Source organism: Acidovorax soli, assembly GCF_014207955.1.
Taxonomy (GTDB): Bacteria; Pseudomonadota; Gammaproteobacteria; order Burkholderiales; family Burkholderiaceae_C; genus Acidovorax; species Acidovorax soli_A.
This window is the reverse complement of record NZ_JACHLK010000004.1, coordinates 456,852-483,093: the sequence shown is the minus strand read 5'-3', so window position 1 is coordinate 483,093 and position 26,242 is coordinate 456,852. Positions and strand designations below refer to the sequence as shown.

At 71.0% G+C, this 26,242-nt stretch carries 20 protein-coding genes; 6 read left to right on the top strand and 14 right to left on the bottom strand.

Features of this window, described 5'->3' with window-relative positions; all coding sequences use genetic code 11:
• Positions 1-5 precede the first annotated feature (5 nt).
• The 3 genes from HNP48_RS13925 to HNP48_RS13915 form a co-directional block, all read right to left on the bottom strand.
• Complete coding sequence (locus HNP48_RS13925) at positions 6-2,354, bottom strand: right-handed parallel beta-helix repeat-containing protein (protein ID WP_184857799.1); 2,349 nt, start codon at positions 2,352-2,354, stop codon at positions 6-8.
• Between the two features lie 412 nt (positions 2,355-2,766).
• Positions 2,767-2,988, bottom strand: coding sequence for a hypothetical protein (locus tag HNP48_RS13920; RefSeq protein WP_184857797.1), 222 nt, complete (start codon positions 2,986-2,988; stop codon positions 2,767-2,769).
• A gap of 87 nt (positions 2,989-3,075) precedes the next feature.
• Positions 3,076-3,531 carry an Lrp/AsnC family transcriptional regulator gene (locus tag HNP48_RS13915; RefSeq protein WP_221480199.1) on the bottom strand — a complete coding sequence of 152 codons (456 nt, stop codon included), beginning with the start codon at positions 3,529-3,531 and terminating at the stop codon, positions 3,076-3,078.
• Between the two features lie 117 nt (positions 3,532-3,648).
• Between HNP48_RS13915 and megL the strand changes: the two genes are divergently transcribed.
• Complete coding sequence (gene megL / locus HNP48_RS13910) at positions 3,649-4,845, top strand: methionine gamma-lyase (RefSeq protein ID WP_184857795.1); 1,197 nt, start codon at positions 3,649-3,651, stop codon at positions 4,843-4,845.
• A gap of 26 nt (positions 4,846-4,871) precedes the next feature.
• Here the strand turns inward: megL and HNP48_RS13905 are convergent, their stop codons facing one another.
• Positions 4,872-6,134 carry an SGNH/GDSL hydrolase family protein gene (locus tag HNP48_RS13905; RefSeq protein WP_184857793.1) on the bottom strand — a complete coding sequence of 421 codons (1,263 nt, stop codon included), beginning with the start codon at positions 6,132-6,134 and terminating at the stop codon, positions 4,872-4,874.
• Between the two features lie 106 nt (positions 6,135-6,240).
• On the opposite strand from HNP48_RS13905, the gene HNP48_RS13900 reads away from it, so the two are divergent.
• Positions 6,241-7,146, top strand: coding sequence for a LysR family transcriptional regulator (locus HNP48_RS13900; RefSeq protein WP_184857791.1), 906 nt, complete (start codon positions 6,241-6,243; stop codon positions 7,144-7,146).
• Here the strand turns inward: HNP48_RS13900 and HNP48_RS13895 are convergent.
• Together HNP48_RS13895 and HNP48_RS13890 are read right to left on the bottom strand one after the other, a co-directional pair.
• Complete coding sequence (locus tag HNP48_RS13895) at positions 7,143-8,516, bottom strand: sigma-54 dependent transcriptional regulator (protein ID WP_184857789.1); 1,374 nt, start codon at positions 8,514-8,516, stop codon at positions 7,143-7,145. The two genes, HNP48_RS13900 and HNP48_RS13895, sit on opposite strands and share 4 nt — an antisense overlap.
• Positions 8,500-10,311: a HAMP domain-containing sensor histidine kinase gene (locus HNP48_RS13890; protein WP_184857787.1), complete on the bottom strand. Its 1,812-nt coding sequence runs from the start codon at positions 10,309-10,311 to the stop codon at positions 8,500-8,502. Before HNP48_RS13890 ends, HNP48_RS13895 begins: the two co-directional genes overlap by 17 nt.
• Before the next feature lie 184 nt (positions 10,312-10,495).
• Between HNP48_RS13890 and HNP48_RS13885 the strand changes: the two genes are divergently transcribed.
• The gene (locus tag HNP48_RS13885) at positions 10,496-11,143 is read left to right on the top strand and encodes a DUF4166 domain-containing protein (RefSeq protein WP_184857785.1); all 648 of its coding nucleotides are present in this window, start codon (positions 10,496-10,498) and stop codon (positions 11,141-11,143) included.
• A gap of 14 nt (positions 11,144-11,157) precedes the next feature.
• Entirely contained in the window at positions 11,158-12,609 is a 1,452-nt protein-coding gene (locus HNP48_RS13880; protein WP_184857782.1) for a TIGR01777 family oxidoreductase, read from the top strand.
• A gap of 8 nt (positions 12,610-12,617) precedes the next feature.
• On the opposite strand, the gene HNP48_RS13875 is transcribed toward HNP48_RS13880, so the two are convergent.
• Positions 12,618-13,256 (bottom strand): cysteine hydrolase family protein, encoded by a 639-nt coding sequence (locus HNP48_RS13875; protein ID WP_184857781.1) that lies wholly within the window; start codon positions 13,254-13,256, stop codon positions 12,618-12,620.
• 97 nt (positions 13,257-13,353) lie between these two features.
• On the opposite strand from HNP48_RS13875, the gene HNP48_RS13870 reads away from it, so the two are divergent.
• Positions 13,354-14,340 carry a GlxA family transcriptional regulator gene (locus tag HNP48_RS13870; protein ID WP_184857778.1) on the top strand — a complete coding sequence of 329 codons (987 nt, stop codon included), beginning with the start codon at positions 13,354-13,356 and terminating at the stop codon, positions 14,338-14,340.
• 10 nt (positions 14,341-14,350) lie between these two features.
• Here the strand turns inward: HNP48_RS13870 and HNP48_RS13865 are convergent, their stop codons facing one another.
• The 6 genes from HNP48_RS13865 to HNP48_RS13840 all read right to left on the bottom strand — a co-directional run bounded on the left by HNP48_RS13865 (position 14,351) and on the right by HNP48_RS13840 (position 21,481).
• Positions 14,351-16,048: a carboxylesterase/lipase family protein gene (locus HNP48_RS13865; protein ID WP_184857776.1), complete on the bottom strand. Its 1,698-nt coding sequence runs from the start codon at positions 16,046-16,048 to the stop codon at positions 14,351-14,353.
• A 158-nt stretch (positions 16,049-16,206) separates the two neighbouring features.
• Positions 16,207-17,517, bottom strand: coding sequence for a lipase family protein (locus HNP48_RS13860; RefSeq protein ID WP_184857775.1), 1,311 nt, complete (start codon positions 17,515-17,517; stop codon positions 16,207-16,209).
• A 115-nt stretch (positions 17,518-17,632) separates the two neighbouring features.
• Positions 17,633-18,769: an AraC family transcriptional regulator gene (locus tag HNP48_RS13855; protein ID WP_184857773.1), complete on the bottom strand. Its 1,137-nt coding sequence runs from the start codon at positions 18,767-18,769 to the stop codon at positions 17,633-17,635.
• Positions 18,770-18,835: 66 nt separating this feature from the next.
• Positions 18,836-19,825 carry a tripartite tricarboxylate transporter substrate binding protein gene (locus HNP48_RS13850; RefSeq protein ID WP_184857771.1) on the bottom strand — a complete coding sequence of 330 codons (990 nt, stop codon included), beginning with the start codon at positions 19,823-19,825 and terminating at the stop codon, positions 18,836-18,838.
• Positions 19,826-19,956: 131 nt separating this feature from the next.
• The gene (locus HNP48_RS13845) at positions 19,957-20,949 is read right to left on the bottom strand and encodes a TerC family protein (protein WP_221480198.1); all 993 of its coding nucleotides are present in this window, start codon (positions 20,947-20,949) and stop codon (positions 19,957-19,959) included.
• A gap of 25 nt (positions 20,950-20,974) precedes the next feature.
• A complete protein-coding gene (locus tag HNP48_RS13840) occupies positions 20,975-21,481 on the bottom strand; it encodes a universal stress protein (protein ID WP_184857769.1) in 507 nt (168 codons plus the stop codon).
• 132 nt (positions 21,482-21,613) lie between these two features.
• On the opposite strand from HNP48_RS13840, the gene HNP48_RS13835 reads away from it, so the two are divergent.
• On the top strand, positions 21,614-22,498 hold the full coding sequence (locus HNP48_RS13835; RefSeq protein WP_184857767.1) for a LysR family transcriptional regulator: 885 nt from the start codon (positions 21,614-21,616) through the stop codon (positions 22,496-22,498).
• A gap of 38 nt (positions 22,499-22,536) precedes the next feature.
• Here the strand turns inward: HNP48_RS13835 and HNP48_RS13830 are convergent, their stop codons facing one another.
• Positions 22,537-25,929 (bottom strand): WG repeat-containing protein, encoded by a 3,393-nt coding sequence (locus HNP48_RS13830; protein ID WP_184857765.1) that lies wholly within the window; start codon positions 25,927-25,929, stop codon positions 22,537-22,539.
• Positions 25,930-26,242 lie beyond the last annotated feature (313 nt).

Sequence of the window (26,242 nt, the reverse complement as noted above, 5' to 3'; positions counted from 1 at the left end):
TGCGGCTACTGCCCCGCGCTGTACGTGGCCAGCGTGCCGATCTTCTCCGTTCCGCGCTGGAACGGGCCGGCATGCGAGCCATCGGCCATCAGGCCCAGCGCGGCCGATCCGGGCCGCAGCCGGTAGTCGCGGCCGGCGCGGTCCATGAACAGGGCCTCGGCCCCGCTGGTGCGGCTGTGTGCGTCGGGGTTGACCACCTTGAGGGTGCTGGCCGCACCCGCGCGCGCGGCCTGCCAGGCGGCCAGGTCGGTGAAGTACACGGTGCCCGGTGCGCCGTAGGTGCGGTCCATGGCCATCTGGAAGCCGCTGAAGACGTTGTAGTCCGAATAGGTCAGCGCGGTGCCCGGGCCGGCAATGAAGTTGTAGGTCAGGCTGCCACCGACAAAGACATTGCCCTGCGACTGCACGTCGTTGTGGTCGGCGATCTGCAGCAGGGCATTGCTGCTGGTGCCGGTGGCATCCACGATGTTGTGGGCGAAGCGGTAGGCACCACCGGGCTGGAAGGTTGAGCCGCTCACGCCGGCGTTGTTCATCTCGCCGGTGCCAAAGCCGTACATGATGTTGTGGTGCACCGAGTTGCTGCCCGACTCCACGTTGGGCGCGCCCTTGATCGACGAGAGAAAGCCGATCTGCTGGACGTTGAACACGTTGTGCCGCACCTCGAACTCGAAGTAGGTGGTGCGCGGCGAGGCGGACTGCAGGAAGTGGTCCTTGAGGTAGACCCCCGCCGCCGCCTCCACGTAGTTGTTCTCCACCAGTGACTGGATGGTGGCATAGGCCTGGATGCCCGAGGAGATGCGGTTGCCCAGGTTGCCGATCTGCACGATGCGGTTGTTGCGCACCACCCAGTTCTTGCTGGCCCACATGCCGATGCCCGCGGTATTGCCCTGGGTGGTCGGCGTCACGCCCTTGATGAGGCAGTTCTCGATGCGCCAGCCGATGGCCAGCACGCCCTCGTCCGGCAAGTCGAGGTGGGCCTGGCTCGGCGAGCCGATGCCGAACTCCAGGCTGTTCTCGATGCGCAGGCCGTGCAGCTGCCAGTGGTCGTGGCCATTGGTGAAGATGCCCAGGCGCTGGCTGGCCGAGTCGATCACCACCCGGCCTTCCTCGCCGGGCGCGGCCATCAGCGTGATGGGGTTGCCGGCCGTGCCGCTGGAGCGCATGCCGATGCTCACGCCCACGCCATCGAACCACCACGAGGGCTGCACATGCGGGTTGTTCAGCGTATTCTCGACATAGGTGCCCGCATGCACCTGGCCTGTGTCGCCGGCCTTGGCCACAGAGATGAACTTGTTGATGCTGCGAAACGGCCGGGCCGCCGTGCCCGGGTTGGCATCGCTGCCCGACAGGGCCACGTGGTAGACCGTGCCGCTGCCCAGCTGCAGCGCGCCCGGCGAGGCCAGCACATTGGCCCCCACCTGCTCGCGCGGGGCCGTGGGGCCCGCCCCTGCCGCCGTGGAGGCCGACAGCGTGGCCAGGGTGGACAGGTTGCCGGCTTGGTCGCGCGCGCGCACGGCCAGGGTGTAGGCCGTGGACGCGGCCAGCCCGGTGAACGAATAGCCCGGGCTGGCGACGCTGGCCACCAGCGTGCCGTTGAGCAGCACCTCGTACTGCGCCACGCCCACGTTGTCGCTGCTGGCCTGCCAGGCCAGCGTGAGCGAGGAGGCCGTGGCCTGCGCCAGGCTCAGCCCCGCGGGCCGGCTCGGCGCCTGGGTGTCGGCCGGCGCGGGCGGCTTGCCGCCGCCGCCTCCGGCACCACCGCCGCCCCCTGCTGCGGGCACCGGATCGCAGTTGTCCCGCACCGCTTCACTGCCGCTGAACTGCGCCACCACACCGAAACGCCCGCGCGCCAGCAGGTCGGCAAAGCTCTGCGGCCCGCTGGCCCCATAGCCGACGAACAGGGTCAACCCAGGCAGCGCAGCGGCATTGCGCAGGCCGGGCTCGTTCAGGCTCAGCTCCAGCGTGCTGGCGCCCGTCCCCTGGGTGCGCTGCGGATGGCGCACGGCACTCTGCGCCACAGGGACCACGCCGATGGACGGCGGCAGCACCACCCATTGGCCCTGCGCGTTGCGGAACGCCCACTGGCCCTGGTAGGTCACGCCCTGGTAGATGTCGAACAGCCCGTCGGGGCTCTCCGCGCCCAGATCGAGCTGGGCCCGCGCGATCAGCCCCTGGGTGGTGTGAAAGCAGCTGCTGGCGCTGGACAGCGCGGGGGGCGTGGCGGCCTGTGCGCCGCCGGTGCCTGCTGCGGCGAGGCCCAGCGCAAGCGCCGCGGCCTGGAGATGGTGGTGGCGGTGCGGCGCGCGCAAGGCTGCGCCGCCACCCGCCTTCAAGGTGGTGGTAATCGTGGTCATGGTTCCCTCCCTCGTTTCTGCGAGGTCTTGTCGTCTGGTTTTATAGAACTGCACGCAGCCTGCCGTGCAGCGCGGCCAGTATAGGAAGGGGCTTTGGCCAGGTACAGACCGAAGTCGGCCTGCCGCGCGCCGCCCATCCGCTCAGGTCACAGGCGGCACCCACCGGGCCCCAGGGGTTCCGCGACAGGAGCGCCTGCGCATCTGCTCGCAGGAGTTACACAAACCAACACGCAGCGTGGACACAAACGCCACAGCACCTGCAGGCGGTAGCGTCACCTGCAATGGATGCAACTGGCGCGGCCCAAGCCAGTGCCCCTATGCAAGGGCCGCCCCGCCGCACCGGGGGCGTCCCCCTCCCGAATCGCGAAGCGAGTCGAGAGAGGGGTGAAGGCGCGGAGCGACTCAGGGGGTGTCACCTTATCCGGTGCACCTCGCCGTTGTGCGGCATGGCGCTTTCGTGGAACAGGTCGGCCAGGTACTGGGCCAGTTCGTCCACCTCGATGAAATCGGGCACCACCCAGCCGGCCGGTGCGCGCTTGCCGTCCGCACCGATCAGGAACGACTGCCACTGCGCGCCCTGGCGCTGTACCTCGACGATGCGGCCAAAGACATTGAAGCGGGGGTGCGGGGACATCGGGCTCCTCCTTTGCAATGCCGCGTCGCGGGCTGCAGCGGCCTGCATGTTGTAGCAGGTCTGTCACGCAAAACCCGCGGCCTGGGCTCACCCCACGGGGAGCTTGCCGCCCTGCTTCACCGCTTTGAGGGAGAACGAGGACTCGATCGAGGTGACGCCCGGCAGCATGCGCAGCCGGGCGCTGACGAACTCTCCGTACTCCTGGAGATTGCGCGCCACCACGCACAGGAGGAAGTCGGTGCTGCCCGAGACGTTGTGGCACCAGACGACCTCGGGGATCAGCAGCACCTGCTCCTCGAAGGCCTGCTGGAGCTTGGGGTCGTGGCTGGAGAAGCGGATCTGCACGAAGGCGGTGACCGCATAGCCCAGGGCCTGCTGGTTGAGCACAGCCTGGTAGCCGGTGATCACGCCGGCTTCTTCCAGCGCCTTCACGCGCCGCCAGGTCGGCGCCTCCGCAATGCACAGCTGCTTGGCCAGCGCGGCGTTGGTGGTGTGGCCATCGTCCTGCAGGGTCCGCAGGATCTGGGTGTCTCGCTTGTCCATGGGTATTTATCTTACCCATATACCTATAAACAGGGTTATTTTTAGCAAGCAAATTACCGCAGCAAATAGGCAAACTTCCCCTACCGAATCCACTTCCCGCCACCGAGGCCCCTGCCCATGAACACCCGCTCCCTGTCCCTCGCCACCCAAGCCATCCACTCCGGCTACCGCCCGATGAGCCACCAGGGTGCGCTCAATCCGCCGATCTACTGGTCCTCCACCTATGCGTTCGAGAGCGCGGCCCAGGGGGCGGCCCGCTTCGCGGGAGAAGAACCGGGGATGGTCTATTCGCGCATCACCAACCCCACCGTCCAGATGCTGGAAGAGCGCCTGGCCGCCCTGGAGGGGGGCGAGGCGGCGCTGGCCTTCGGCTCGGGCATGGGGGCCATCTGCACGCTGATCTGGACCCTGCTGCGGCCCGGCGACGAGCTGCTGGTCGACCTCACGCTCTACGGCTGCACGCATGCGCTGGTGAGCCACCTGCTGCCGGAGTTCGGCATCGTGACGCGCTCGCTGGATTTCACGCGGCCCGAGGAATTGCGCCAGCACCTGAATGCACGGACCAGGCTCGTGCTGTTCGAGACGCCCGCCAACCCGAACATGCGCCTGGTGGACATTGCGGCCGTGAGCGCCCTGGTGCACGCCCACAGCCCGGCGCTGGTCGCGGTGGACAGCACCTACTGCACGCCCTGCCTGCAGCGCCCGCTGGAGCTGGGCGCCGACGTGGTCGTGCACTCGCTCACCAAGTACCTGAACGGGCATGGCGATGTGATCGCCGGGGCGCTGATCGGCCGCAGCGAGTTGATGGCGCAGATGCGGCTCGTGGGCCTCAAGGAGTTGACCGGCGCCTGCATGTCGCCGATGGACGCCTTTCTCGTGCTGCGCGGGCTCAAGACCTTGCCCGTGCGCATGGAGCGCCATTGCCGCACGGCGCAGGCCATCGCCGAGTTCCTGCAGGCATCGCCGCAGGTGGCGGCCGTCCACTACCCGGGCCTGCCGTCCCACCCCCAGTACGAGCTGGCCCGGCGCCAGATGGCGGCCCCGGGCGGCATGATCGCGTTCGACCTGCACGGGGGCGTGGAGGCCGGGCGCCGCTTCATCGACGCGCTGCAGCTCGTGACCCGCGCCGTGAGCCTGGGCGACGCGGAGAGCCTCGCCCAGCACCCCGCCAGCATGACCCACTCACCCTATTCGCCAGAGGAGCGCCAGCGCCACCTGATCGGCGACGGACTGGTGCGCCTGTCCGTGGGCCTGGAAGACGAAGCAGACCTGGTGGCCGACCTGCGCCAGGCCTTGGAAGCGGTAGCCCTCTGAAGCACGGGAGACCGACTCCTGATTTCTTACAGCGCATCCAGGTCGATGGCATCCGCCATGGCGCGGTAGCCCGCATCGCCCGGGTGCAGGTGGTCCCCGGAATCCATGGCCGCGCGCAGGTGCGAGGGGCGGGCCGGGTCGCGCAGCAGCGCATCGAAGTCCACCACCGCATCGAAGGCCCCGGCCTCGCGGATCCAGCGGTTCACGGCCTGGCGCACGGCGTCCTTCTCGGGCGAGTAGTGGCCCGCCAGCGGCGTGCCGGCCAGCGCGTCGCCAAACGGCGGAATGGTGCCGCCTACGATGCGCACATTGTGGGCACGGGCCATGGCGATGAGCTGGCGGTAGCCCTGCACCAGTTCCTCGGCGCGCAGCGCGGGCTCGCCGGGCGCGAACGGGCCGCCGGGCCAGCCGATGTCGTTGGTGCCCAGCAGCACGACCAGGCTGCGCACGCCGGGCTGTGCGAACACGTCCTGCGCAGCCCGCGTGAGCCCCGCGCGGCCCATGCCGTCGCGCAGCAGCCGGCCACCGGAGATGCCGGCATTGAGCACGGCCACGCCGCGGCCCGCCAGGCGCTCGGCGAGCACGTCGGGCCAGCGCGCGTTCGCGCCGGGCGTGGCGCCGTTGCCATCGGTGATGGAGTCGCCCAGTGTGACCACGGCTGCGGCAGGCTGCGGGGTCTGCACCATCAGCGCGGCCACATAGACGCGGGTGCTCCACGCGGTGGCGGACGCCGGCAGCTGCAGGGCGGCCGTGTGCTCGCCCGCGGCCACATAGGCGGTCTGGCGCGCATCGAAGTGAAAGCCCGCGGGCGCGCTGGGCCGGGGCAGGTACAGCGACACGGCAACCTCGGCCAGCGCGGGCAGGGGCAGGTCCACCGGGTCGCTGACCCAGCGCGCACCGGGCGGCACCACGGTGGCGGCCTGGCCGCCAAAAAGCAGCGGGCGGTCCGTGCCCGGCACGGTGGCAGAGCCCTGGGCATGCCGCGCCACGCGCGCCGCGCCGATGTGCAGCGGCACCGCACTGCCCTCGTTGCTGAGCACCACGCGCAGCTGCGTGCCGCCGATGCTCAGGCGCGCCACTTGGCGGAGGGTCTGCTGGTGGTACTGCAGCGGCAGGCCCAGCGGCAGCACGAAATCGCCGCCCCACAGCGGCTGAGGGGCGGCCATCCAGCTCGGGCTCCAGTGTTCGGCGGGTGCGGCCGGGGGTGCAGCGGTGGCGTGGCCTGCGGCAACGGTCAATGCCAGCAGGGCGTGGCGCAGGCGTGCGGTAAGGGTCGGGGTGGTGTGCATGGTGGCAAATCCTTGGAGGGGCTGAAAGAGACGCCACTGTCTTGCATTCCCGATTCCATGAACAGACGGCAAAATGGCATGCTCTTCATTCGATTTCGGAATATCCATGGACACCTTGCGCGCGCTTGCGGCCTTTGTTCACAGCGTGGAGCTGGGCAGCCTGTCGGGCGCCGCCCGCGCCATGGACACCACCCAGCCCACGGTCAGCAAGCTGGTGGCCGGCCTGGAGCAGTCGCTGGGCGTGCGCCTGCTGCGCCGCGCCCCGGCGGGGCTGAGCCTCACGGACGAGGGCCAGCGCTTTGTCGAACACGCGCGGCGCATGCTCGACGCCCACGACGAGGCCGTGGCCGACCTGCAGCAGCGCAGCACGCAGCCGCGCGGCCTGCTGCGCGTGAGCGCGCCGGTGGCGCTGGGCCAGTGCCGGCTCAACGCCATGGCCGGCGAGTTCCTCGCCACCTACCCCGACATCGCGCTGGAGCTGGTGCTGGACGACCGCTTCATCCACCCGCTGGAGGAGCGCATCGATGTCTCGCTGCGCCTGGGCGGCCCCCTGCCCCCGGACCTGGTCGCGCGCCACCTGGGCACCTGGCCGCGCGTGCTGGTGGCCTCGCCGGCCTACCTGGCCGCGCGCGGCCGACCGCGCCAGCCCGTGGACCTGCTGGCACACGACTACCTGCGCTATGCCGCCGGTGACGATGGCGTGCTGCTGCAGGGCCCCGATGGCCCCGTGAACGTGCCGGTGCACAGCCGCTACCGCGTGAACAACGCCGTGGCCATGCTGGACAGCGTGCTGGCCGGTGCCGGCATCTCGCTGCAGCCCACCTGGATGGTGGCCGGGCTGCTGGCCGAGGGCCGCCTGGCGCGCGTGCTGCCGCGCTACACCGGCCCGGCCCAAGAGGCGCATCTGCTGTATGCCGCGCGCCCCTACCTGCCTCAGCGCGTGCGCGTGCTGGTGGAGTTTCTGAGCGAGCGCGTAGCGCGCTTGCCAGGCAAGGCCAAGTCTGCGCCTTAGCGCAGGCCGAGCCGCGCGAGTTTCTTGATCAGGCCCACGCGCGAGATGCCCAGGCGCCGCGCGGCTTCGGACTGGTTGCCGCCCGCCGCCTGCAGGGCATCGCGCACCAGCCGGCGCTCCAGCTCGGCCAGCGCGGCATCGAGCGGCCCCAGCCCTTCCAAGGGGGCGGCAGGTTCGGCAGGCAGGTCCCCATCCGCCTCGCCCGCGGCCAGCCGCAGCAGCGGCGCATCGACCTCGGGCTGGTCCGGCAGCAAGAGCGCCCCGGCCGCCTCGACCAAGGCCTTGAGCTCGCGCACATTGCCCGGCCATTCGCGCGCCGCGAGCCAGGCCAGGGCATCGCCCGACAGGCCGGCGCGCGGTGCCACGCGGTGCAAAAAGCGCGTGGCCAGCAGCGGCACATCGGCCGGCCGCTCGCCCAGCGCCGGGGTGCGCAGCACCACGCCCTTGAGGCGGTAGTACAGGTCTTCGCGGAAGCTGCCGTCGCGCACCATGGCCTCCAGGTCGCGGTGCGTGGCGGCCACCACGCGCACCTCGGCCTTCTTGGCACTGCGCCCGCCCACGGGCACAAAGGTGCCCTCCTGCAGAAAGCGCAAGAGCTTGACCTGCATGGGCGGCGGCATTTCGCCCACCTCGTCGAGGAACAGGGTGCCGCCATGGGCCACCTCGACCAGGCCGGGCTGGTCGCGGTAGGCGCCGGTGAAGCTGCCCTTCAAGTGCCCGAAGAGTTCGCTCTCCAGCAGCTCGGCCGACAGCGCGCCGCAGTGGATGGCGACAAAGGCGTTCTCCGACTGCGGGCTGCTGGCATGCAGGGCACGCGCCACCAGCTCCTTGCCGCTGCCCGTGGGCCCCAGCACCAGCACGCTGACCCGCGTGGGCCCGACACGCCGCACCATGGCGCGCAGCTGCACCGTGGCCTGGGCCTGGCCGACCAGGCCCATGTCATCGCCGGCCTGCGCCGCGCGCAGGGCGCGCAGCTCGGCATCGAGTTTGGCCTTGCGCAGCGCGCGCGCTATGACAAAGCGCAGCATGTCCGGGTCGATGGGCTTGGTGAGGAAGTCCCAGGCACCGAGTTCGGCTGCGCGCAGGGCCAGCTCATGGTCGCCATGGCCGGACCAGACGATCACCGGCACCCGCGCAAAACGCGGCACCAGCTCCAGCCCGGCCTCGGGGTCCATGGTGGGCGGCATGGCCAGGTCCAGCAGCACCAGGTCGGGCGCCGGCAGGGTGGCGAAGGCGGCCAGGGCCTGCTCGGCATCGCCGGCCACAACCACCTCGTGGCCCAGCCCGCGCAAAAAGTCGGCGCCCAGGCGCTGGAAGGCCGGCTCGTCGTCGACCAGCAGGATACGGCCCGAATCAGGAGGGTTTTGCATCGTGGTGGAGGGGGAAAGTCAGGGTGAAGCAGGTGGTCCAGGGCGGCCGCTCGGTGAGCGCCACCGCGCCCCCATGGGCGGCCAGGGTGCGCGCCACGATGGCCAGGCCCAGGCCGGTGCCACCGGGGCTGCGCGAAGCAAAGGGCTCGAACAGCCGGTGGCGGATCTCCTCGGGCACGCCCTGGCCATCGTCGCAGACATGCAGCAGCACGGCGTCGGGGCGCTGCTCGGCGTCGATGTGCACATGGACCGGGGTACCCGCCCCAGCGGCCGCACGCGCGTTCTCCAGCAGGTTGGTCAGCGCCTGCTCCACGCGCCGCGCGTCGCCGTCGATCATGAGGGGGGCCTGCAGGGCCTCGCCCAGCGTGCAGTGCGGCAGCCGGGCGGCGGCGGCGCGCACCTGGGCCGCCAGGTCGTAGCGCTGGGGCACCAGCTTCCAGGGCTTGGCGTAGTCGAGCAGGTCGTTGCTCAGGTGCGCGATGCGCCCCACCTGGCTGGCCACCTCGCGGCGCACCTCGGGCGGGGCTGTGACCACGGCCATGGCGATGATGTTGAGCGGGTTGCGGATGTCGTGCGCCACGGTGGCGGCCAGCGAGCCCAGCTCGGCCAGCCGCGCCTGCAGCTGGCGCTCGCGCTCGCGCGCCGCGATCTGCTCGCCCTGGGCCACACGCTCGGCGGCATCGGCCACCACGGTGCCGAACAGCTCGGCCACGCGCCGCGGCCCGGGTGGGGCGGCCTCCCAGCCCTGCAGCGCAATGCTCCAGCCGGGGCCCGAGCGGGTGCCTATCAGGCAGGGCATATCACCGGGGGTTTGGGCAGCGCCGTCGCCCAGCAGCACCCGCACCTGGGTGCCCGTGCGCCGACTGAGCAAGGTGCTGGCCTCGTTCTCCAGCGCCGGCATGCTGTCGGCCGATTGCAGTGCCTGGCGCCAGGACTGCAGGTCGACTGCCGAGACCGCGCCGCCCGGGTAGACCAGGCGCTCGGCAAACTGGCGCACGGGGCCGTTGAGCGCGATGCAGCTGGCCGCCACCACCAGGCCACCGGCCCAGCGCGACTCGATGGGCAGCAGCGGGATCAGCGCCACCATGGCCGCGCCGGCCGCCAGCAGCAGGGCCCAGGCGAGCGCACGGCGCGCCCAGGCATTGGCGACGAAGACCCCGTAGCGCAGGATGCCGTAGACCAGGATCACCGGGTAGAACGGCAGCCCGAGCAGCGGGTAGGGGTAGACCGGCAGGTCCAGGATCACGATGCCGTAGCCGGCCAGGCACAACAGGCCCCACAGGCAGGACGCGGTCACCGCGGCGATCTGGTTGAAGGCCGGGCGCCGCGCGCGCGCCAGTGCCGTGAGCAGCACGGCGACCCCGCCGGTGCCCAGAAGGATCCAGGCCAGGCTGGCCGTCCAGCCCACGGTATTGGCAATGGCGATGTAGCCCACATGCGGCTTGTGGACCAGTTCGGCAGGCAGCAGCACCTGGGCCGCCAGCGTTGCCGAGCCGCCCATCAGGTAGGCCGCCACCACGCCCCAGCGCGGCAGCGGCACGCGGCAGAACACCACGCAGAAGTGGAAGAAGAAGGCCGAGGTGAGGGGCGCAAAGGCCAGCAGCGCGAAGGTCAGCGTCTGGTGCGCCGGCCCGATCCAGTTGGGCAGCTCGTTGCCCGTGATCCAGATGGCGATGCCGGTCAGGAAAGCCGCCAGCAGCCGGGCCCCGGCCACCCGGTCGGCCCACCACAGCAGCATGCCGGCCAGGGCCAGGGTTTCGACGATGGAGAAGCCAAGGACGGCGCGGATGAGCATGGGCAGGGAGGGATGCCGAGGGGGGTGGACCTGTTGCCAGCGTTGACAACCGGGCCTGCGCGTACTGTAAACGAAGTATGCAGGTCGCCGGTGAAAAGCCAAATGAATCAACGACTTGCGGATGCGCAAGGGGCTGGCCTGGTTTTCGCAGAAGAGGGTGCAAGCAGCCCACAGGAAAACCGCCATGACCTCCACCTCCCTGACCCCCCTCGCCCCTGCAGCCCACGCCGTGCGCCACCTCGACCTGGCCGACTGCGTGGGCGCCGCGGGCTGGGCCCGTTTGCCGGCCGCCGTGCGGCGGCGCTTCGGCGCCGGCCACCCCGACGTGGACTACACCGGCCGCATGGAGCTGCACTGTTCGGCCATCGGCCGGGTGTATGCCGGCCTGTCGCGCGCCTTCGGCAGCCCGCTCACCGGCCTGCAGGCCCATGGCCTCGCGGCCACCGTGCGGGTGCGCAGCAATGGCCAGGGCGGCGTGGTGTGGGAGAGGGTGTTCGGCGATGACGCCACGGCCGGTGCAGCCACCGTGCGCTCGACCAAGGAACCTGGCGCGGGCGCGCAGTTGACCGAGCGCACCGACGGCGGCCTGGCCATGGCGCTCGATGTGTTCGAGGAAGACGGCAGCCTGGTCTTCCAGAGCCGCCGCTTCTTCCTGGCACTGGGCCGGCTGCGCATCCCGGTGCCGCAATGGCTGTCGCCCGGGCAATGCCGCGTGACCCATACCGACCTGGGCGGCGGCGACTTCCGTTTCACCCTGTCCATGCAGCACCTGCTGTGGGGCGAGACCTTTTACCAATCGGGCGTCTTCACCGACCCCCTGCATGTCGAATGAATGAGGAGTCCACCATGCATGCCGTTTTTCTTCTGTTGTCCTTCCAGTCCGTGCTCGGCGCCTTCGACAACCTCTGGCACCACGAGTGGGAGGCGCGCCTGCCGCAGCGGCTGTCGGCGCTCCGCGAACTGGCGCTGCATGCGGCGCGCGAGGCGCTGTACGGCCTGGTCTTTCTGGGCCTGGCCTGGTTCGAATGGCGCGGCGCGATGGCCGGTGTGCTGGCGCTGGTCCTGGCGGCCGAGGTGCTGATCACCCTGGCCGACTTTCTGGAGGAAGACCGCACGCGCCGCCTGCCGCCCTTCGAGCGCCTGCTGCACACCGTGCTCACCATCAGCTATGGCGGCTTCGTGGCGCTGATGGTGCCGGTGCTGCTGGCCTGGGCGCGCCTGGACACGGCCCTGCACTTCACGCCGCACGGCTGGGTGTCGTGGCTGTTCACGGCCTATGGCGTGGGCGTGCTGGCCTGGAGCGTGCGCAACCTGCGTGCGGTGCTGCGGCTGCGGCAGCAGGCCGCGGCGCCGGCCGCCCCTGCGCGCCCGGCCAGCGAGCGCAGCGGCCCGGCGGTGCTGGTCGCAGGAGGCACGGGCTTCCTCGGCGAGGTGCTGGTGCGCCAGTTGCTGGCCGAAGGCCGGCGTGTCATCGTGCTGTCGCGCGACGGGCGGCAGGCCCAGGGCATGTTCGGCCCGGGCGCCTGGGTGGTGGAGCGGCTGGACCAGATCCCCAGCGAGACCCGCCTCGGCGCCGTCGTGCACGTCGCAGGGGCCCGGGTCCTTGGCCGGCCGTGGACAACCGCTCGCCGGCGCGCGCTGGTCGAAAGCCGCACGCAGGTGGCCATGGGCCTGGTGCAGCTGATGCGGCGGCTGCACCAGGTGCCCGAGGTGCTGGTCAGCGCGTCGGCCGTGGGCTACTACGGCGCGGCCAACAACCTCGCCGGTGCGGCCCTGGCCGAAGACGCCCCGCCCCGGCCGGGCGAGTTCCAGTCGGACCTGTGCGTGGCCATCGAGCACGAGGCCCGGCGCGCCGAGGCCCTGGGCGTGCGCGTGGTGCGGATGCGCCTGGGCGTGGTGCTGGGCCGGGGCGATGGCGCCTACCCCCTGCTGGCCCTGAGCGCGCGCTTCGGGCTGGGTGCCGTGCTGGGCTCCGGCCGGCAGCCCGCGCCCTGGATCCACAGCGCCGACGCCGTGGGCCTGCTGCGCCATGCGATGGAGCACCGCAGCCTGGACGGTGCCGTCAATGCCGTGGCGCCCGAGACCCCATCGCAGCAGGGCTTCAGCCGCGCGCTGGCGCAGTCCTTCGGCCGCAGGGTCTGGCTGCGCATGCCGGGGGCGCCGCTGCGCGCGCTGCTGGGCGAAATGTCCACCCTGCTGCTCGACGGGCAGAACGTGGAGCCCCGGGCTGCACTGCAGGCCGGGTACCGCTTCCAGTACCCCCGCCTGGCCGAGGCGCTGCGCGAGCTGGCCAGATGAGGAAGAAATCAGGCCCGGGCTGCGCGGGCGCGGCCGCGCTGGTTCGAGACCACCACGTTGTCCTTGGCCAGGGCCTGGCCATCACGCACCGCGGCCAGCCAGCCCTCGGTGCTGGCCACTGCGGCAAAGTTGCTCTGGAAGACCACGCTGAACACGCGGTGGATTTCCGCGGCGCTGGCATACCCTGCCGCGTTTTCGTACGGCAGCGCGCCCGTGGCATCGGCGAGGAACTCCACCGCCAGCCCGCGGTGCATGGCCTCGAAGACGGTGGAGGCATCGCAGTTGTGCGTCATGTAGCCGATGACGCTCAGCGTGTCGATGCCGTTGTCGGCGATCCACTGCGCCAGGTCGGTGCCCGTGAAGGCGCTGGGCGTGGCCTTGGTGATCAGGTGGTCGCGGTGGCGGCGCGCCACCTCGGGGTGCAGCTGGCCGTTGTGGGCATCGGCCTGGAACACCGGCGCGCCCTTGGGCGCATGGTGCTGCACCACCACCACCTTCACGCCGGCGGCGTGTGCGCCATCCATGGCCTGCAGGATGCGTGGCAGGCTCTGCGCCACGGGCGGGTATTCGATGGGCAGCAGGCCGCCGTCGAAGTACTCGTTCTGGACATCGATGACGATCAGGGCGCGGCGGGGAGAAGTCGACATGGCAAGGCTCCGTTGGGGTGGTTGATGGGGGTGATCTTAGGCAGCGGAGCGGCCTTTCGATAGCGGCCCGAATGCCAATCATCGATAGAATCGGGCCATGTTGATGCGCCCCCCTCCCACACCATCGTCCCGCCCCGAGACCGTTGCTGTCGTCGCCTTCGACGGCATCAGCCCCTTCCACCTGTCGGTGCCCTGCCTGGTCTTCGGCGAGGACCGCGACGAGGACCGCAGCCACCGCTTCGCGCTCTCGGTGTGCGCTGCGGCACCCGGCGCGCTGCGCACCAATGCGGGCTTTGCGATCCAGGTCACGCATGGCCTGGACATCCTGCGCCGGGCCCAGATCATCGTCGTGCCCTCGTGGTTCGACGACACGCGTGCCGCGCCACCGGAGCTGCTGGAGGCGCTGCGCCGCGCCCACCGCCGCGGCGCCACCATCGTGGGCCTGTGCCTGGGCGCCTTCGTGCTGGCCGAGGCGGGTCTGCTGGACGGCCGCACGGCCACCACCCACTGGCACCTGGCCGAGCGCTTTTCCGCGCGCTACCCCCAGGTGCTGCTGCAGCCCGAGGTGCTGTACGTGGACCACGGCGACGTGCTCACCTCCGCCGGTACCGCGGCCGGCATCGACTGCTGCCTGCACCTGCTGCGCGTGCGCCACGGCGCCGAGGTGGCCAACCGCGCGGCGCGCCGCATGGTGGTGGCGCCGCACCGCCAGGGCGGGCAGGCGCAGTACATCGAGACGCCCGTGCGCGCCGCGCCCGAGCGCGACCGGCTCACGCCCGTGGTCGACTGGATGCGCGAGAACCTGCAGCAGCCGCACGACCTCAATGCCCTGGCCGGCAAGGCGCTGATGAGCCGCAGGAGTTTCACGCGCAACTTCCGCGAGGCCATGGGCACCACCGTGGGCCAGTGGCTGCTGCACCAGCGCCTGGCCCTGGCCCAGCGCCTGCTGGAGACCACCGAAGAGTCCATCGACGCCGTGGCCGACCAGGCGGGCTTCGGCACGCCGGCCTCGCTGCGCCAGCACTTCGCGGCGAACCTGCAGGTCTCGCCGCTGGCCTACCGCAAGCAGTTCCGCACCGCCTGAGTCCAAGGTCTCATTCGACGCGGATGCGCGCCTGCTCCCGCGATGCATCGAACACCAGGGTCGAGGGCCAGTTCGGCCAGGGCACGCCCACACCGCCCTGGGGGTTGCCCGTGGCCGCGAAGGCCCCGAGCGTGCCCATCATGGCCTCCGACAAGGCCTCGCGGCCGGGCCGGTTGGCCGCGCTGAAGCCAAACGAGAACACGCTGGGCCCGAAGTTGCCAAAGAAGAACGGCAGGTCCATGGCGTGCCCGGCGCCGTACACGGTGTTGAACGGCACAGGCTGCTGCGCCCAGTCGAAGCGGTAACCCCAGATCTGCCCCGGCTGCTGGGTGGCCAGGGTGCCCAGCGACAGCGCGTTCTGCGAACTCAGGGCCAGGGTCAGCACCGAGGCGGCGGCGTTCCAGCCGAGCACGGGCTTGTCCACCGGCAGGTACAGGGGGTTGAGCAGGTCCGACTCGGCCAGGGTGGGCGGTGCGTCGGGGTCGAACTGGAATTGCAGGCCGAAGCGCTCGTACTCATCGGGCTTGAAGGCACCGATGGCACCGCCGAAGAGCTTGCCCTCCTCGCGCGTGTTGCCGGCCAGCATGGGCACGCGGTGGTAGCGCCCGGCGAGGATGGCGACATGCGGCTCCATCGGCAGCACATGGCCGTCGACGAACACCGGCGGTGCCGTGCCCTGCCCTGCCGCGGCCTCGGCGCGCAGCAGCGCGCCGCTGGTCTGGCCGCGCAGGTAGGCCGCGACCTGGGCCTTGCTCTGCGTGAGCAGGTAGAGATCGGCCGTCCAGGCGTTGCTGGCCTTGCCGTCGGCGATGAGCAGGGCCTGCAGCAGCGAGCGCGCATAGGCCCGGGCCGGCAGGCCGGGCGCGGTGAGGATGCCACCGCTCATGGCCACGGCCCGGTGGAACAGCCCGCCGGCCGCGGGCGCGGTGAGCAGTGCCCAGGTGTTGACGGCGCCCGCCGATTCACCCGCCAGCGTGACCTTGCCGGGGTTGCCGCCGAAGGCCGCGATGTTGGCCTTCACGTACTTCAGCGCCTGGATCTGGTCCAGGGTGCCGAAGTTGCCCGAGTCGGCCACGGGCTCGCCGGTCTTGAGCTGGGCCATGTCCAGCCAGCCGAACAGGCCCAGCCGGTAGTTGATGGTGACGACGACGGCCCGGGCCTTGGCCGCCAAGGCCGCGCCGTCGTAGATCGGGTCGGCGGCGTAGCCCGAGATGTTGCTGCCGCCGTGCACGAAGACGATCACCGGCAGGTCGGCGTCGGGTGTGGCCGGGCGCCAGATGTTGAGGGTCAGGCAGTCTTCGGCGCCCACCGGCTTGCCGAAGCCCTCGCGCACGGCCAGGCCGTACGGGGCACCGCCGGGGGCGGGGCTGAAGGTGCGCCCCATCTGCGCACACGAGGCGCCGTAGCGGTCGGCGGCGCGCGCCTGGGTCCAGGGCTCGGGGTCCACCGGCGGCATCCAGCGCAGGGGGCCGACGGGCGGCTTGGCATAGGGCAGGCCCAGCCAGGCATAGGTCTGCGTGGCGGCGTCCTCGCGCCCGGTGACGGGCCCCTGTGCGGTCTGGCGCAGCGTGGCCGCGGGCGGCAGTTGCAGCGCAGACTGCTTGCCGAATGCGCCGCTGCCGGCGTCCTGCTCAGACGAACCGCCGCCGCAACCGGCGAGGACGGCCGCCAGCGCGAGCGCGGCCAGGGTGAAACGGGTGTGTCCCATGGTGCGTGTCTCCTGATCTTTCTTGTCAGTGAAGGGGTGGCTTGTGCAACGCCCACGGCCCGCCCTTGCAGGCCAGGCCCGGCAATGCCAAGTCCCCAGGGAGAATGCAGAGAGAAAGGCGCCCCCGCGAGTGCGGGGGGCCAGAGGGTTCGGCCGGCTTACTTCACCGTGTCGAACAGCGCGCGCGCCTGCGCAAAGCAGAACGGCGGCGCATAGCTGCCGTGGTAGCCGCCGTAGTACTTGGCAAAGGCCGGGTTGGCCGGGTCGGTGGGCGCCGCGCCGTTGGTGCCAAAGGCCGCCTGCACCTGGGCGTCCACATCCACCGCCGTCACGTGGCTGGCGCCGCGTGCGTCGAGCAGGGCCTTGAAGGCCTTCTGGTTCAGCGCGTAGGGAATGGTCGGGTCGGCCGAGCCCTGGCACAGCAGCGTGCGGGCGCGCGGCGTCCAGTCCACCAGGTCGTTGCGCTTGGCCGCCAGGTACACCGGGTTCTGGTTGTTCCCCACATAGTCGGCCAGAAAGGCCGGCTGCAGGATGGCGGCGCGCGCCTGCTCGGGCGATTCGCCGTTGGCCCCGGGCAGCGCGCCGCTGGTGACCATGGTGGTGAAGTTCAGCGTGCGCGAGGGGATCAGGTTCTCGATGGTGTCGGCATAGGGCTTGCGGAACACCGTGTTCACATCGCTGTAGATGTTGCCGTAGGTCTTTTGCCAGGCCGTGATGGCCAGGGGCACGAAGACCTGCACCCCGGCGATGGGCTGGCGGGCCGAGTCCGACACGTTGAACGGTGCGCCCATGAGGGCGGCGCCGACGATGTTGAGCTCGGCCGCGTTGTCGCGCTCGCCGTTGCGCTGCGCGGCCGATGCCGCATGCCCGCCCTGCGAGTAGCCGGCCAGCATGACCTTGCCCGAGAGGTTGGCACCCACCCCCGCCGCCGCGTTGCGCGCCGCGCGGATGGAGTCGATCACCGAGGCGGCCTCCGAATCGGCATGCAGGTAAGGGTGGTAGGGGAAGGTCGATTTGGCGTAGCCCAGGTAGTCCGTGAGCACCACGGCATAGCCCTGCGCGGCGAGAAAGCCCATGGCCATGCCGGTCTCGGCATCGGTGGCGCTGGCCATGGTGCGCCCCTGGGCCACGTCGGTGCCGCGCGCATAGGCCACCAGCGGCGCGGGCCCGCTGCAGGCGGCCCCGGTGGGTACCAGCATGGCGCCCGAGACATTGGCCTCGGCGTTCTTCGGGTCCACCGTGCGGTAGTTGAGCGCGACGATCTTCACGTCGCAGCGGGCCTTGCCGGTCAGCGCCTGCAGGCCGCTGGCGGCCATGGCGGCATCGATCTGTGCGGCCGAGAGCGTGGCCACGCTGGCCGGCGCCTCCAGCAGCGCGCCGCGTTGCGGCCCGCCATCGCCACCGCCACCACAGGCCGTCAGCATCCCCACCCATGCGGCAGCACCGCACCACAGCAAATTGCGCTTCATCTGAATGTCTCCGTTGTTGTTTCTGGGCACATCCCAGTATCCAGCGGAGCCCCGCCACGGGGAATGACGCCTCCGGCCAAGGGGTGTCCGCAGCGGACACCCCACGCGGGACAGGTCAGCCCTGCAGGAAACCCGCCGCGCGGCGGTACTCGCTCGGGGACTTGCCGGTCCAGCGCTTGAACGCGTGGCGAAAGCTCACCGCGTCGCTGAAGCCGATGGCCGCGGCGATGTCGTCGGCCCCCATGCGCGTGCTGCTCAGGTAGTCAATGGCCAGGGCCTTGCGCACGCTGGACAGCAGGTCGGTGAACGAGGTGCCCTCGGCTTCCAGCTTGCGCCGCAGGGTGCGCGAGGTCATGCACAGCGCTTCGGCAACGACCTCGATGTCCGGGAACTGGCCGGGCGTGCGCGTGAGCTCCTGGTACACGCGCCGCGTGATGCCGGCGTGCCACTTGAACTCGTCGAGCAGGCGCATGCACTGGCTGGAGACATGGGCCGCCGTGATGGGGTTGGCCAGTTGGGGCGCGCGCTCCAGCCAGGCGGCCGGGTAGCTCAGCGTGTTCTGCGGCTGGCCGAAGGCCAGCGGGCACTCCAGCAACTGCGCCAGCAGCGCGGCGTGGGGCGGCTCGGGGCAGGTGAAGCAGGCCTGCTGCGGCACGCACCAGGGGCCCATGATGTCCTTGAACAGGGTGACATGCACGGCGAACTGCAGATCGATGAGCAGGCGGTAGAGCGCCGCGTCCACGTCGCGCACCAGCAGGGTGTCGTGCGAGGGCAGCAGCCAGGTGGCCAGGCCCTGCTGCTCGACCCACTTGATCTGCAGCATGCCATTGGCCAGCTGGTGGAACTTCACGCCGGTGTCGAACATCTGGCGCATGGATTCGGAGCACAGCAGCGCATAGCCGTACATGCCGTAGCACGAGGCATGCAGGCGCGCACCCACGCGCACGCCGGCCTCACAGCCCCGGGGCAGGTGCACGATGTTGCGCACGGCCTGCAGAAACTGCGAGGGCGAGGTGAGCGTGAAGGGGTCCTGCACCGCCGCCCGGTCCAGCCCCGTGCCGGCCAGCACGGCCTCCACGGGCCAGCCCAGCTCCTGCGCCACCTCGACCAGCACCGAGAGCTTGGAGGGCGCGAAACGCTTCTCGCCCGCCGCAGCCGTGGAGGCCTGGCTCCAGGGGCGTTGGACCGCCGCCATGGCCGCCCGGGCCGGGTCCGCGCGCTGCGCCGCGCCCTGTGCAAGGTGGGAGTACATGCCGCGATGGTGCCGCGGGGCCCCGCTCCCGGCTACCCGGAAAGTCCCTTAGGACGGAGCCGCGGCCTACTCGGGCTGCAGGTCGATCGACTGGCCCACCCGCTGGTAGCGCGTGATTTCCGAGGCGTAGAAGGCCGCCGCCTTGGGCAGGGCCATGGGCTCGGCGGGAATCACGCCCGTGGCCTCCAGGCTCTTGCGGAACTGCGGCTGGCGCAGCGCCGTGTTCACGGCAGCATGCACCTTGGCCACCACGGCCTCGGGCAGGTTGCGGTTTGCCACCACGGCGCCCCAGAGGTCGAAGTTGAAATCCTTGACCAGCTTGCTCTCGTTCAAGGTCGCCACGTTCGGGAAGGCCGGGTGGCGCGTCGTGCCGGTGTAGCCGATGGCCTTGAACTTGCCCGACTGCAGCAGCCCGGGCACCGGTCCGCCCATCGCGAGGAAACCCATGTCGATCTGCCCGCCCGCGAGGTCGGTGATCATCTGCTGCGCGCCCCGGTAGGGCACATGCACCATCTTCACGCCCGTGTCCTGGGCAAAGCGCTCGGCCACCAGGTGGTAGGCCGAGCCGCGGCCCACGCTGCCGTAGTTGAGCCCGGCCGCGCCGCTGCGCGAGCGGGCCAGCGCCACGAACTCGGCCACGCTGTTCACCGGCAGCTCGGAGCGCACCACCATCATCAGGTAGGTGGACACCACGGGCGCCACCATGCGAAAGGCGTCGGGCTGGTACTTGGCGCCGGCCACGGCCATGGGCGTCTGGATCAGCTCGATGGGCGTGCCGAACATCAGCGTGTAGCCATCGGCCGGCAGGTTGAGCACGCGCTGCGCGCCCAGCGCGCCGCCGACGCCCGCCGTGTTCTCCACGATGACCGGCTGGCCCAGCTCCTTTTGCAGCGCCGGTGCCGTCGCGCGTGCCAGCGCATCGGCCTGCCCGCCGGCCGGAAACGGCACCAGCAGGGTGATGGGGCGCGTGGGGTAGGTCTGCTGTGCCTGCGCAGTGCTGCACAGGGCGGTGGAGACCAGCAGGAGCAAGGGAAGCCAGTTTCTGAAAGGGCGCACGGTCGGTTCTCGCAGGGATGGTGGATGGGGGCCGCCACTATCGCCCGCATGCCCTGCCGTGAGAATGATCGCTCTGGCCAGTTTCGGGCCCGAATCGGACAAGCCAGCAGACCAGCACGCCCGCCCGGCCGTCAGCGGACGGCACGCCTGGAGGGCTCGGGAGTGGGAGCGGGAGCCGGCAGTCGCAGGCTGAGCAGCACCGACACCAGGATGATGGCGCCCACGATCGCCAGCGACCAGTGCGTGGGCAGATGGAACCAGGGCGTGGCCAGCATCTTGCTGCCGATGCAGACCAGCACCAGGGCCAGGCCGTACTTGAGCAGGCGAAAGCGCTCGGCCATGTCGGCCAGCAGAAAGTACAGGGAGCGCAGGCCCATCACGGCAAAGATGTTGGAGGTGAACACGATGAAGGGGTCGGTGGTCACGGCAAAGATGGCCGGGATGCTGTCCACCGCGAACACCAGGTCACTGGCCTCGATCATCACGAGCACCAGCAGCATGGGCGTTGCATGGCGCACGCCGCCGATGCGCACGAAGAAGGCCTGGCCATGGAAGCCCGGCGTGATGCGCAGGTGGCCGCGCAGCCAGCGCAGCAGGGGGTTGCTGTCCAGGTCGGGCTGGTGCTCGGCCAGCACCAGCATCTTGATGCCGGTGACCACGAGGAACAGGCCGAAGACGTAGAGCACCCAGGCAAACTGCGACACCAGCCAGACGCCGCCCAGCACCATGGCCGCGCGCATCACGATCGCGCCCAGCACGCCATACAGCAGCACGCGGCGCTGCAGCTCGGGCGGCACGGCGAAGTAGCCGAAGACCATCACGAACACGAACATGTTGTCCACCGACAGGGCCTGCTCGATCAGGTAGCCGGTGAAGAACTCCAGCGCCTTGCGGTTGGCCACCTCGCGCCCGGCTACGCCATCCAGGTACCACCACAGCAGCGCGCCAAAGCCGCAGGCCAGCGCCACCCAGGCCGCCGCCCAGCCCGCGGCCTCGCGCGGCGCCACCCGGTGGGCCTTGTTGCCGCCCAGCACGAACAGGTCCAGCGCCAGCATGGCCAGCACGAAGGCGATGAAACCGGCCCACATCGGGCCGGTGGCCAGGGTGTCGATGCTGCCGGTCATGGGCAGGCCCCCGCGCTGCGCCGCCTCAGTTGGCGGCCATCCACAGCACGAGCAGGCCCGCGCCCAGCCCCGCGGGAATGCCAAAGCGCTCCAGCTTGGAGGCGGGCTCGCCGGCGATCACCTCCACGGGCACGCTGGTGCGCTCGATCACCTGGTTGGTGATCGAATTCTCGACCATGCGCACCAGCGAGCTCTTGCGCCCCGTGCTCATGACGATGCAGTCGCAGCCGAGCCGGCGCGCGGTCTCCACGATGCAGTCGGCCTTGTCGCCGACCTCCATGTGCACGGTGTAGGGCACTCCGGCATCGTCCAGCGCCTGGCGCACCGGGGCCAGCGCCTGCGCGGACTGCTCCCGGTGCAGGTCCATGCGGTCGCTCTTGCTGCTGAAATCGCAGACATGCTGCGAGAACGGCGGCTGCACGTTGAGCACATGGATTTCAAGATCCCGGTTCTTGCTGAACTCGCCGATGGCATGGCGCAGGCCATGCGCCGCGTTGGCGGAACCATCCGATGGCACAAGGACTCTCAACATGGCTTCCTCCTTCCGGTGGACCGGAGTGGTGGCCCCCTGCCATGGCCTGGAGCCAGCCTCCACGATACTGGCGCGGCAGCTTTGTCAAAGCAGATAATTGGGAAGCAACAGTTCTGAAAAACCGGACAGTGCATGGGCCCCGACTTCAGCTACCGGCACCTCTACTACTTCTGGGTCGTCGCCAAGGAAGGGGGCGTGGCGCGCGCCGCGGAACGCCTGGGCATGGCCGTGCAAACCGTGAGCACCCAGGTGCGCGAGCTCGAGCGCGCCCTCGGCTACGCCCTGCTCAAGCCCGCGGGGCGCGGGGTGGCCCTCACCGAAGCGGGGCTGGCCGCGCTGCGCCAGGCCGAGCAGATCTTCCAGCTGGGCGAGCAGTTGCCGGCCGCCGTGCGCGATGCCGCGGGCGCGCCCACGGTGCGCCTGGTGGTGGGCATCTCCGACCAGTTGCCCAAGCTGGCCGTGCGCAGCCTGATGCAGCCGGTGATGCAGGCGCCGCACCTCAAGCTGCTGTGCCTGGTGGACGAGTTCGAAGACCTGCTGGGCGACCTGGCGCTGCACCGGCTCGACGTGGTGCTGGCCGACCGCGCCGCACCGCCCAACCCCAGCCTCAAGGTCTACAGCCACCCGCTCACCTCCTCGGCCCTGGCCTGGTACGCGCCGCCCGCGCTGTATGCGGCCGCGCGGCGCGGCTTTCCACAGTCGCTGGCGCAGGTGCCCGTGCTGCTGCCCACCACCCATGCCGCCGTGCGCGCCCGGCTCGACCAGTGGTTCGAACGCCAGGCCATCCGCCCGAATGTGGCCGGGGAGTTCGAGGACAGCGCCCTGCTCAAGACCTTTGGCGCCGCGGGCATGGGCGTGTTTCCGATGGCGGGCCTGGTGCACGAGGACCTGAGGGCCCACTATGGCGTCAAGCGCGTGGGCGCCTGCACAGGCGTGGAGGAGCACTTCTTTGCCATCGCCGCGCACAAGAAGGTGCTGCACCCGCTGGTGGAGCGGCTGCTGCCGACCGGCCGCTAAAGGGACGTCCCCAGCACCCCTCGGTGCGGGACATCCCCCTATTCGCGCGGCAGCTTGCGGACCGCGGCCGGCACCCGCTCGCGCAGGGCCGCGGGCACCTCCTCGATGGCGCGGGCGCTGTGGCGCACCGCGTAGGCGCAGACGGTGAGCGTGCGCAGGGCCTCGGGCACCGCGCCCAGGTTCCACCCCGCGTTGCGCACATGCGCGATACAGGCCGCCTCGCTGAGCATGCTGGCAGGGATCTGCCCGAACTGCTTGAATTGGCGCTCCAGCGCAATGGCATAGCGCTCGGGCGTCATGAGGCGGCGCGGCACAAAGCGCACGGTGCGTTCATCGTCCTGCAGCGCGGCATCCACCATGGCGTGGGTGATGCGCTCGCGCGGGATGTCGCCCAGCAGGTCGGGCTGCGCGCGCAGCCGCTCCACCAGCGCCGCATCGTCAACCGCCAGCGCCCGGGCGGTGTGCTCCCGGGCCAGGGCCTGGAGCCAGCGCGTGTCTTCGGCGCGGTTCCACATGGCGACGTAGGGCGACTCGCGGGCGAGCACGTTCGCAGCCTCGCGCGCGGCCTCTTCGGGGCGGCCCAGCGCGCGCCAGGCGCTGGCCATCACGTAGTGCATGTCGGCCGCCCTGCCCTGCTTGCGCTGCGCGTCGGCCATGGCGCCCGGCCAGTCGCCGGCCCAGAGGCGGGCCCATGCGCGGTAGGCGTGCCACTCGCTGCTTTCCTCCGGCGCGCCGGCTTGCTTCTTCTTGCGCTTGCTCTTCGCCAGCTCCGCGTCGATGAGCTGGGTGGTCACCTCCACCCGCAGGGCTTGGGGCACTTCCATGAACTGGTTCCAGGATTCCTGGAGCGCTGCGACGCAGACGTCCACGCTGCGCAGGGCCTCGGGAATCAGGGCCAGCGACTGGCCGTTGTTGCGCACCGCCAGCAGGCACAGCTGGGGGGTCAGCAGGTGGGCCGGGATGGCGTCGATCCGGTCGCCGCGGTAGCGCACGGCGGCTTCGGCCAGCGCCGGCGTGACCTTGGCGGGGTCGAGGTCGCGGATGTTGTCCAGGCTGGTGCTGAGGGCGGCCTCTTCCACCGCATCGGTGCGCAGCCAGTGCGCCACGGTGCGCAGGGGCGCATGCGCGCGCACGGCCGCAAGCGCCATCGCTGGCGTGAGCAGTCCGGCCCACACGCCGTGCAGGCTGTTGTGGTTCCACTGCCGGGGCACGCGGCTGTGCTCCTGGTCGCGCCAGTCCCAGTCGGGCTGGCCCGCGTACAGCGCGCGCGCCAGGGCCAAGGCTTCGGCCGTCATGCAGCGGGGCGGGATCTGCGTGGCCTTGTCGACCCCCTGGCGCACCAGGGCGGCCAGGCGCTCGGGCGTCTGCCAGCGCGCGGGCACATCTTCCAGCGCCGCGGTCCAGTCGGCCACCGCCGCATCCACCATGGCATCGTCCAGCCACTGTGCCGGCACCCGGCCGATGGAGCGGCCGCTGCGGGCCACGGTCTGCAGCCATTCCTCGCGCGTCTGCGGTTCGCGGGGCGCCTCGGGCGGGCCGTCAGCGCGAGGCCTGTCCCCCTCGCCCTCCCCGGCCGGCAGGGCCTGCTGGCGTGCGCGCAGCGCGGTCTGCAGCGCGTCCACGCTCGGCGCCGCCATCAGCCGCAGCTCCCACCAGGCATCGCCGTCGCCCGTGCCATCCACCTGGTACAGCGACAGCCACTGCTCGCGCGACTCGCGCAGCACGCCGCTGTCCCCCGGCAGGGCGCGGTCCATCGGCACGGCCCAGGCCGGCGGCAGCTGGCCGGCGGGGAACCACCAAGGGACCTTGTGCTCGGGGTCGCGCAAGGGCGGGCCGTAATGCCCGGCCAGGGCCTGCAGCACCGCCGTATGGGCCTGCTCCACGGCACCGGCCCGCAGCGGGCCCAGGAACTCGTAGTGTCCGCTGTGTTCTTCGCCCAGGTCGGTGCGCGCCAGCCGCCGCGTGCGCACCGCATGGCGCACCGGGGCGGCGTCCTCGTCCGCTTCTTCCTCCTCGTCATAGGCGGGCCCGCCCTCCAGCGCTTCGCCCGCCGCCAGCCCGTGCAGGGCGGCCTCGGCATCGGCCAGCAGGTCGCGGGCCAGGGCCACCGCATCCTGGTGCGCGGTGGGCTGGGGGTGGAAGAACGGCTGCACCGGCCCGACAGCCCCCTCCTGCACCGCGCTGCGCCACAGCGGGCGGCCATCGGCGGCCTGCAGCACCACCTGCGCGCCGTCGGCCACGGCACGCCAGACCACGGTACCGGCCCGGTCGATCCAGGCCACCTGGCCATCGCGCGTGAGAAACGGCACCAGCGGCGTGCCGCGCTCTTCGGCGGGTATCCAGCCCTCGGCGTCGGTCAGCGGCTCCAGCAGCGGCGCAGCATCCACTGGCAGCACGCTGCCATCGGTGTGCAACAGGCCCCAGGCCGCGGGGACAGCCCCGTCGCCATCGCCGCTGCTGCGGGTGCGCACCACGGCAAAGCCGCAGGCGGGGCGGAAGTGGGTGCCCCAGGCCAGGGCCGGGGTGGCCAGCGGCGTGCCGTCGGCGCACAGAAAGCGGCTGCCCTCGGCGTTGCTGGCCACCCGGCCGCAGGCCATGTACCGGGCCAGTTGGGCGTCGCCCTGCACGACGACCCGGCCCTGGGCATCGAGGTAGGCGCAATCGTCCTCGTCCCCATCGTCGGGCCCTTCGCAGTACGCCAGGCCGTCGCCGTTGAAAGCATCGATCAGCGCATAGCCGGGGGTGAGCACCCACTCCCCACGTGCATCGATCAGGCCCCAACGGTCGCCGTCGAGCGTGGCGGGGGTGGTGTCCAGCTCGTCAAAGGGCTCGGCCGCCTGGAAACGCGGCGCGATGGCCCAGCGCCCCTCCCGGTCCACAAAGCCGTGCAGGCGCTCGTCGCCTTGCGGATCCCACGGGACCGCGCGGGCCAGGCCGCAGGCGCCGAACTCGCTGAGGTCGTGAAAGCGCGCCTCCGAGGTGAAGCGCCCCTCGCGGTCGAGGATGCGCCATTCGTCCTCGCCCACCCGCGCCGCCGACAGGCCGTGCCGGAATGGCCGCACATCCAGGAAGCGCGGCGCCACCGCCACCGCCCCTGCAAGGTCCACAAAGCCCCACAGCCCGCCCTGCTGGAAGCGCGCCAGGCCGTCGACGGAATAGCCGCGCGCATTCTCCAGCGTGGGCGGCACCCGCCAGCGGCCCCCGGCATCGATGAAGCCCCAGCGCCCATCCTCCGCCTGGGCGGCGGAGATCCAGCCCCCTTGCCCATCGGCATGGAAGCCCAGCAGCGCCTGCAGCCCCTCGGCCGGGCGCGTGGCCTTGCCGGCATGCACGATGACCAGGGCCTGGCGGCTGCGCTCGGGCGACAGGGGGATGCGGGCGATCCAGGGAGCGGGGGCGGGAGGGGTGGCGGTGGCGGGCTGGGGGTGCATGGACGTAAACAGGTGCTGTGGCCGCCGATGGTAGCGATGCGCGCCCCCACCCCCTGCTCCCGCATCCGTCGCCAATCACCACACAGAACTGGGCCGGGCTCCTACAGGCGGGCCCAGGCACGCTCCCTAGACTGGGGACCAGCGATTTTCGGCCGGCTTTGCAGGGCAAAGCACCGTGGAAGGAACCTTGGGGATGCATGCCAGTCCATGGTCCATCGTGGCCCGGACACCCCGGCAATCACCCCACCGCAGCAGGGGAACTTTGGCTTTAGCACTCATTCAAAGAGAGTGCTAATATCACGGCTTAGAGGAA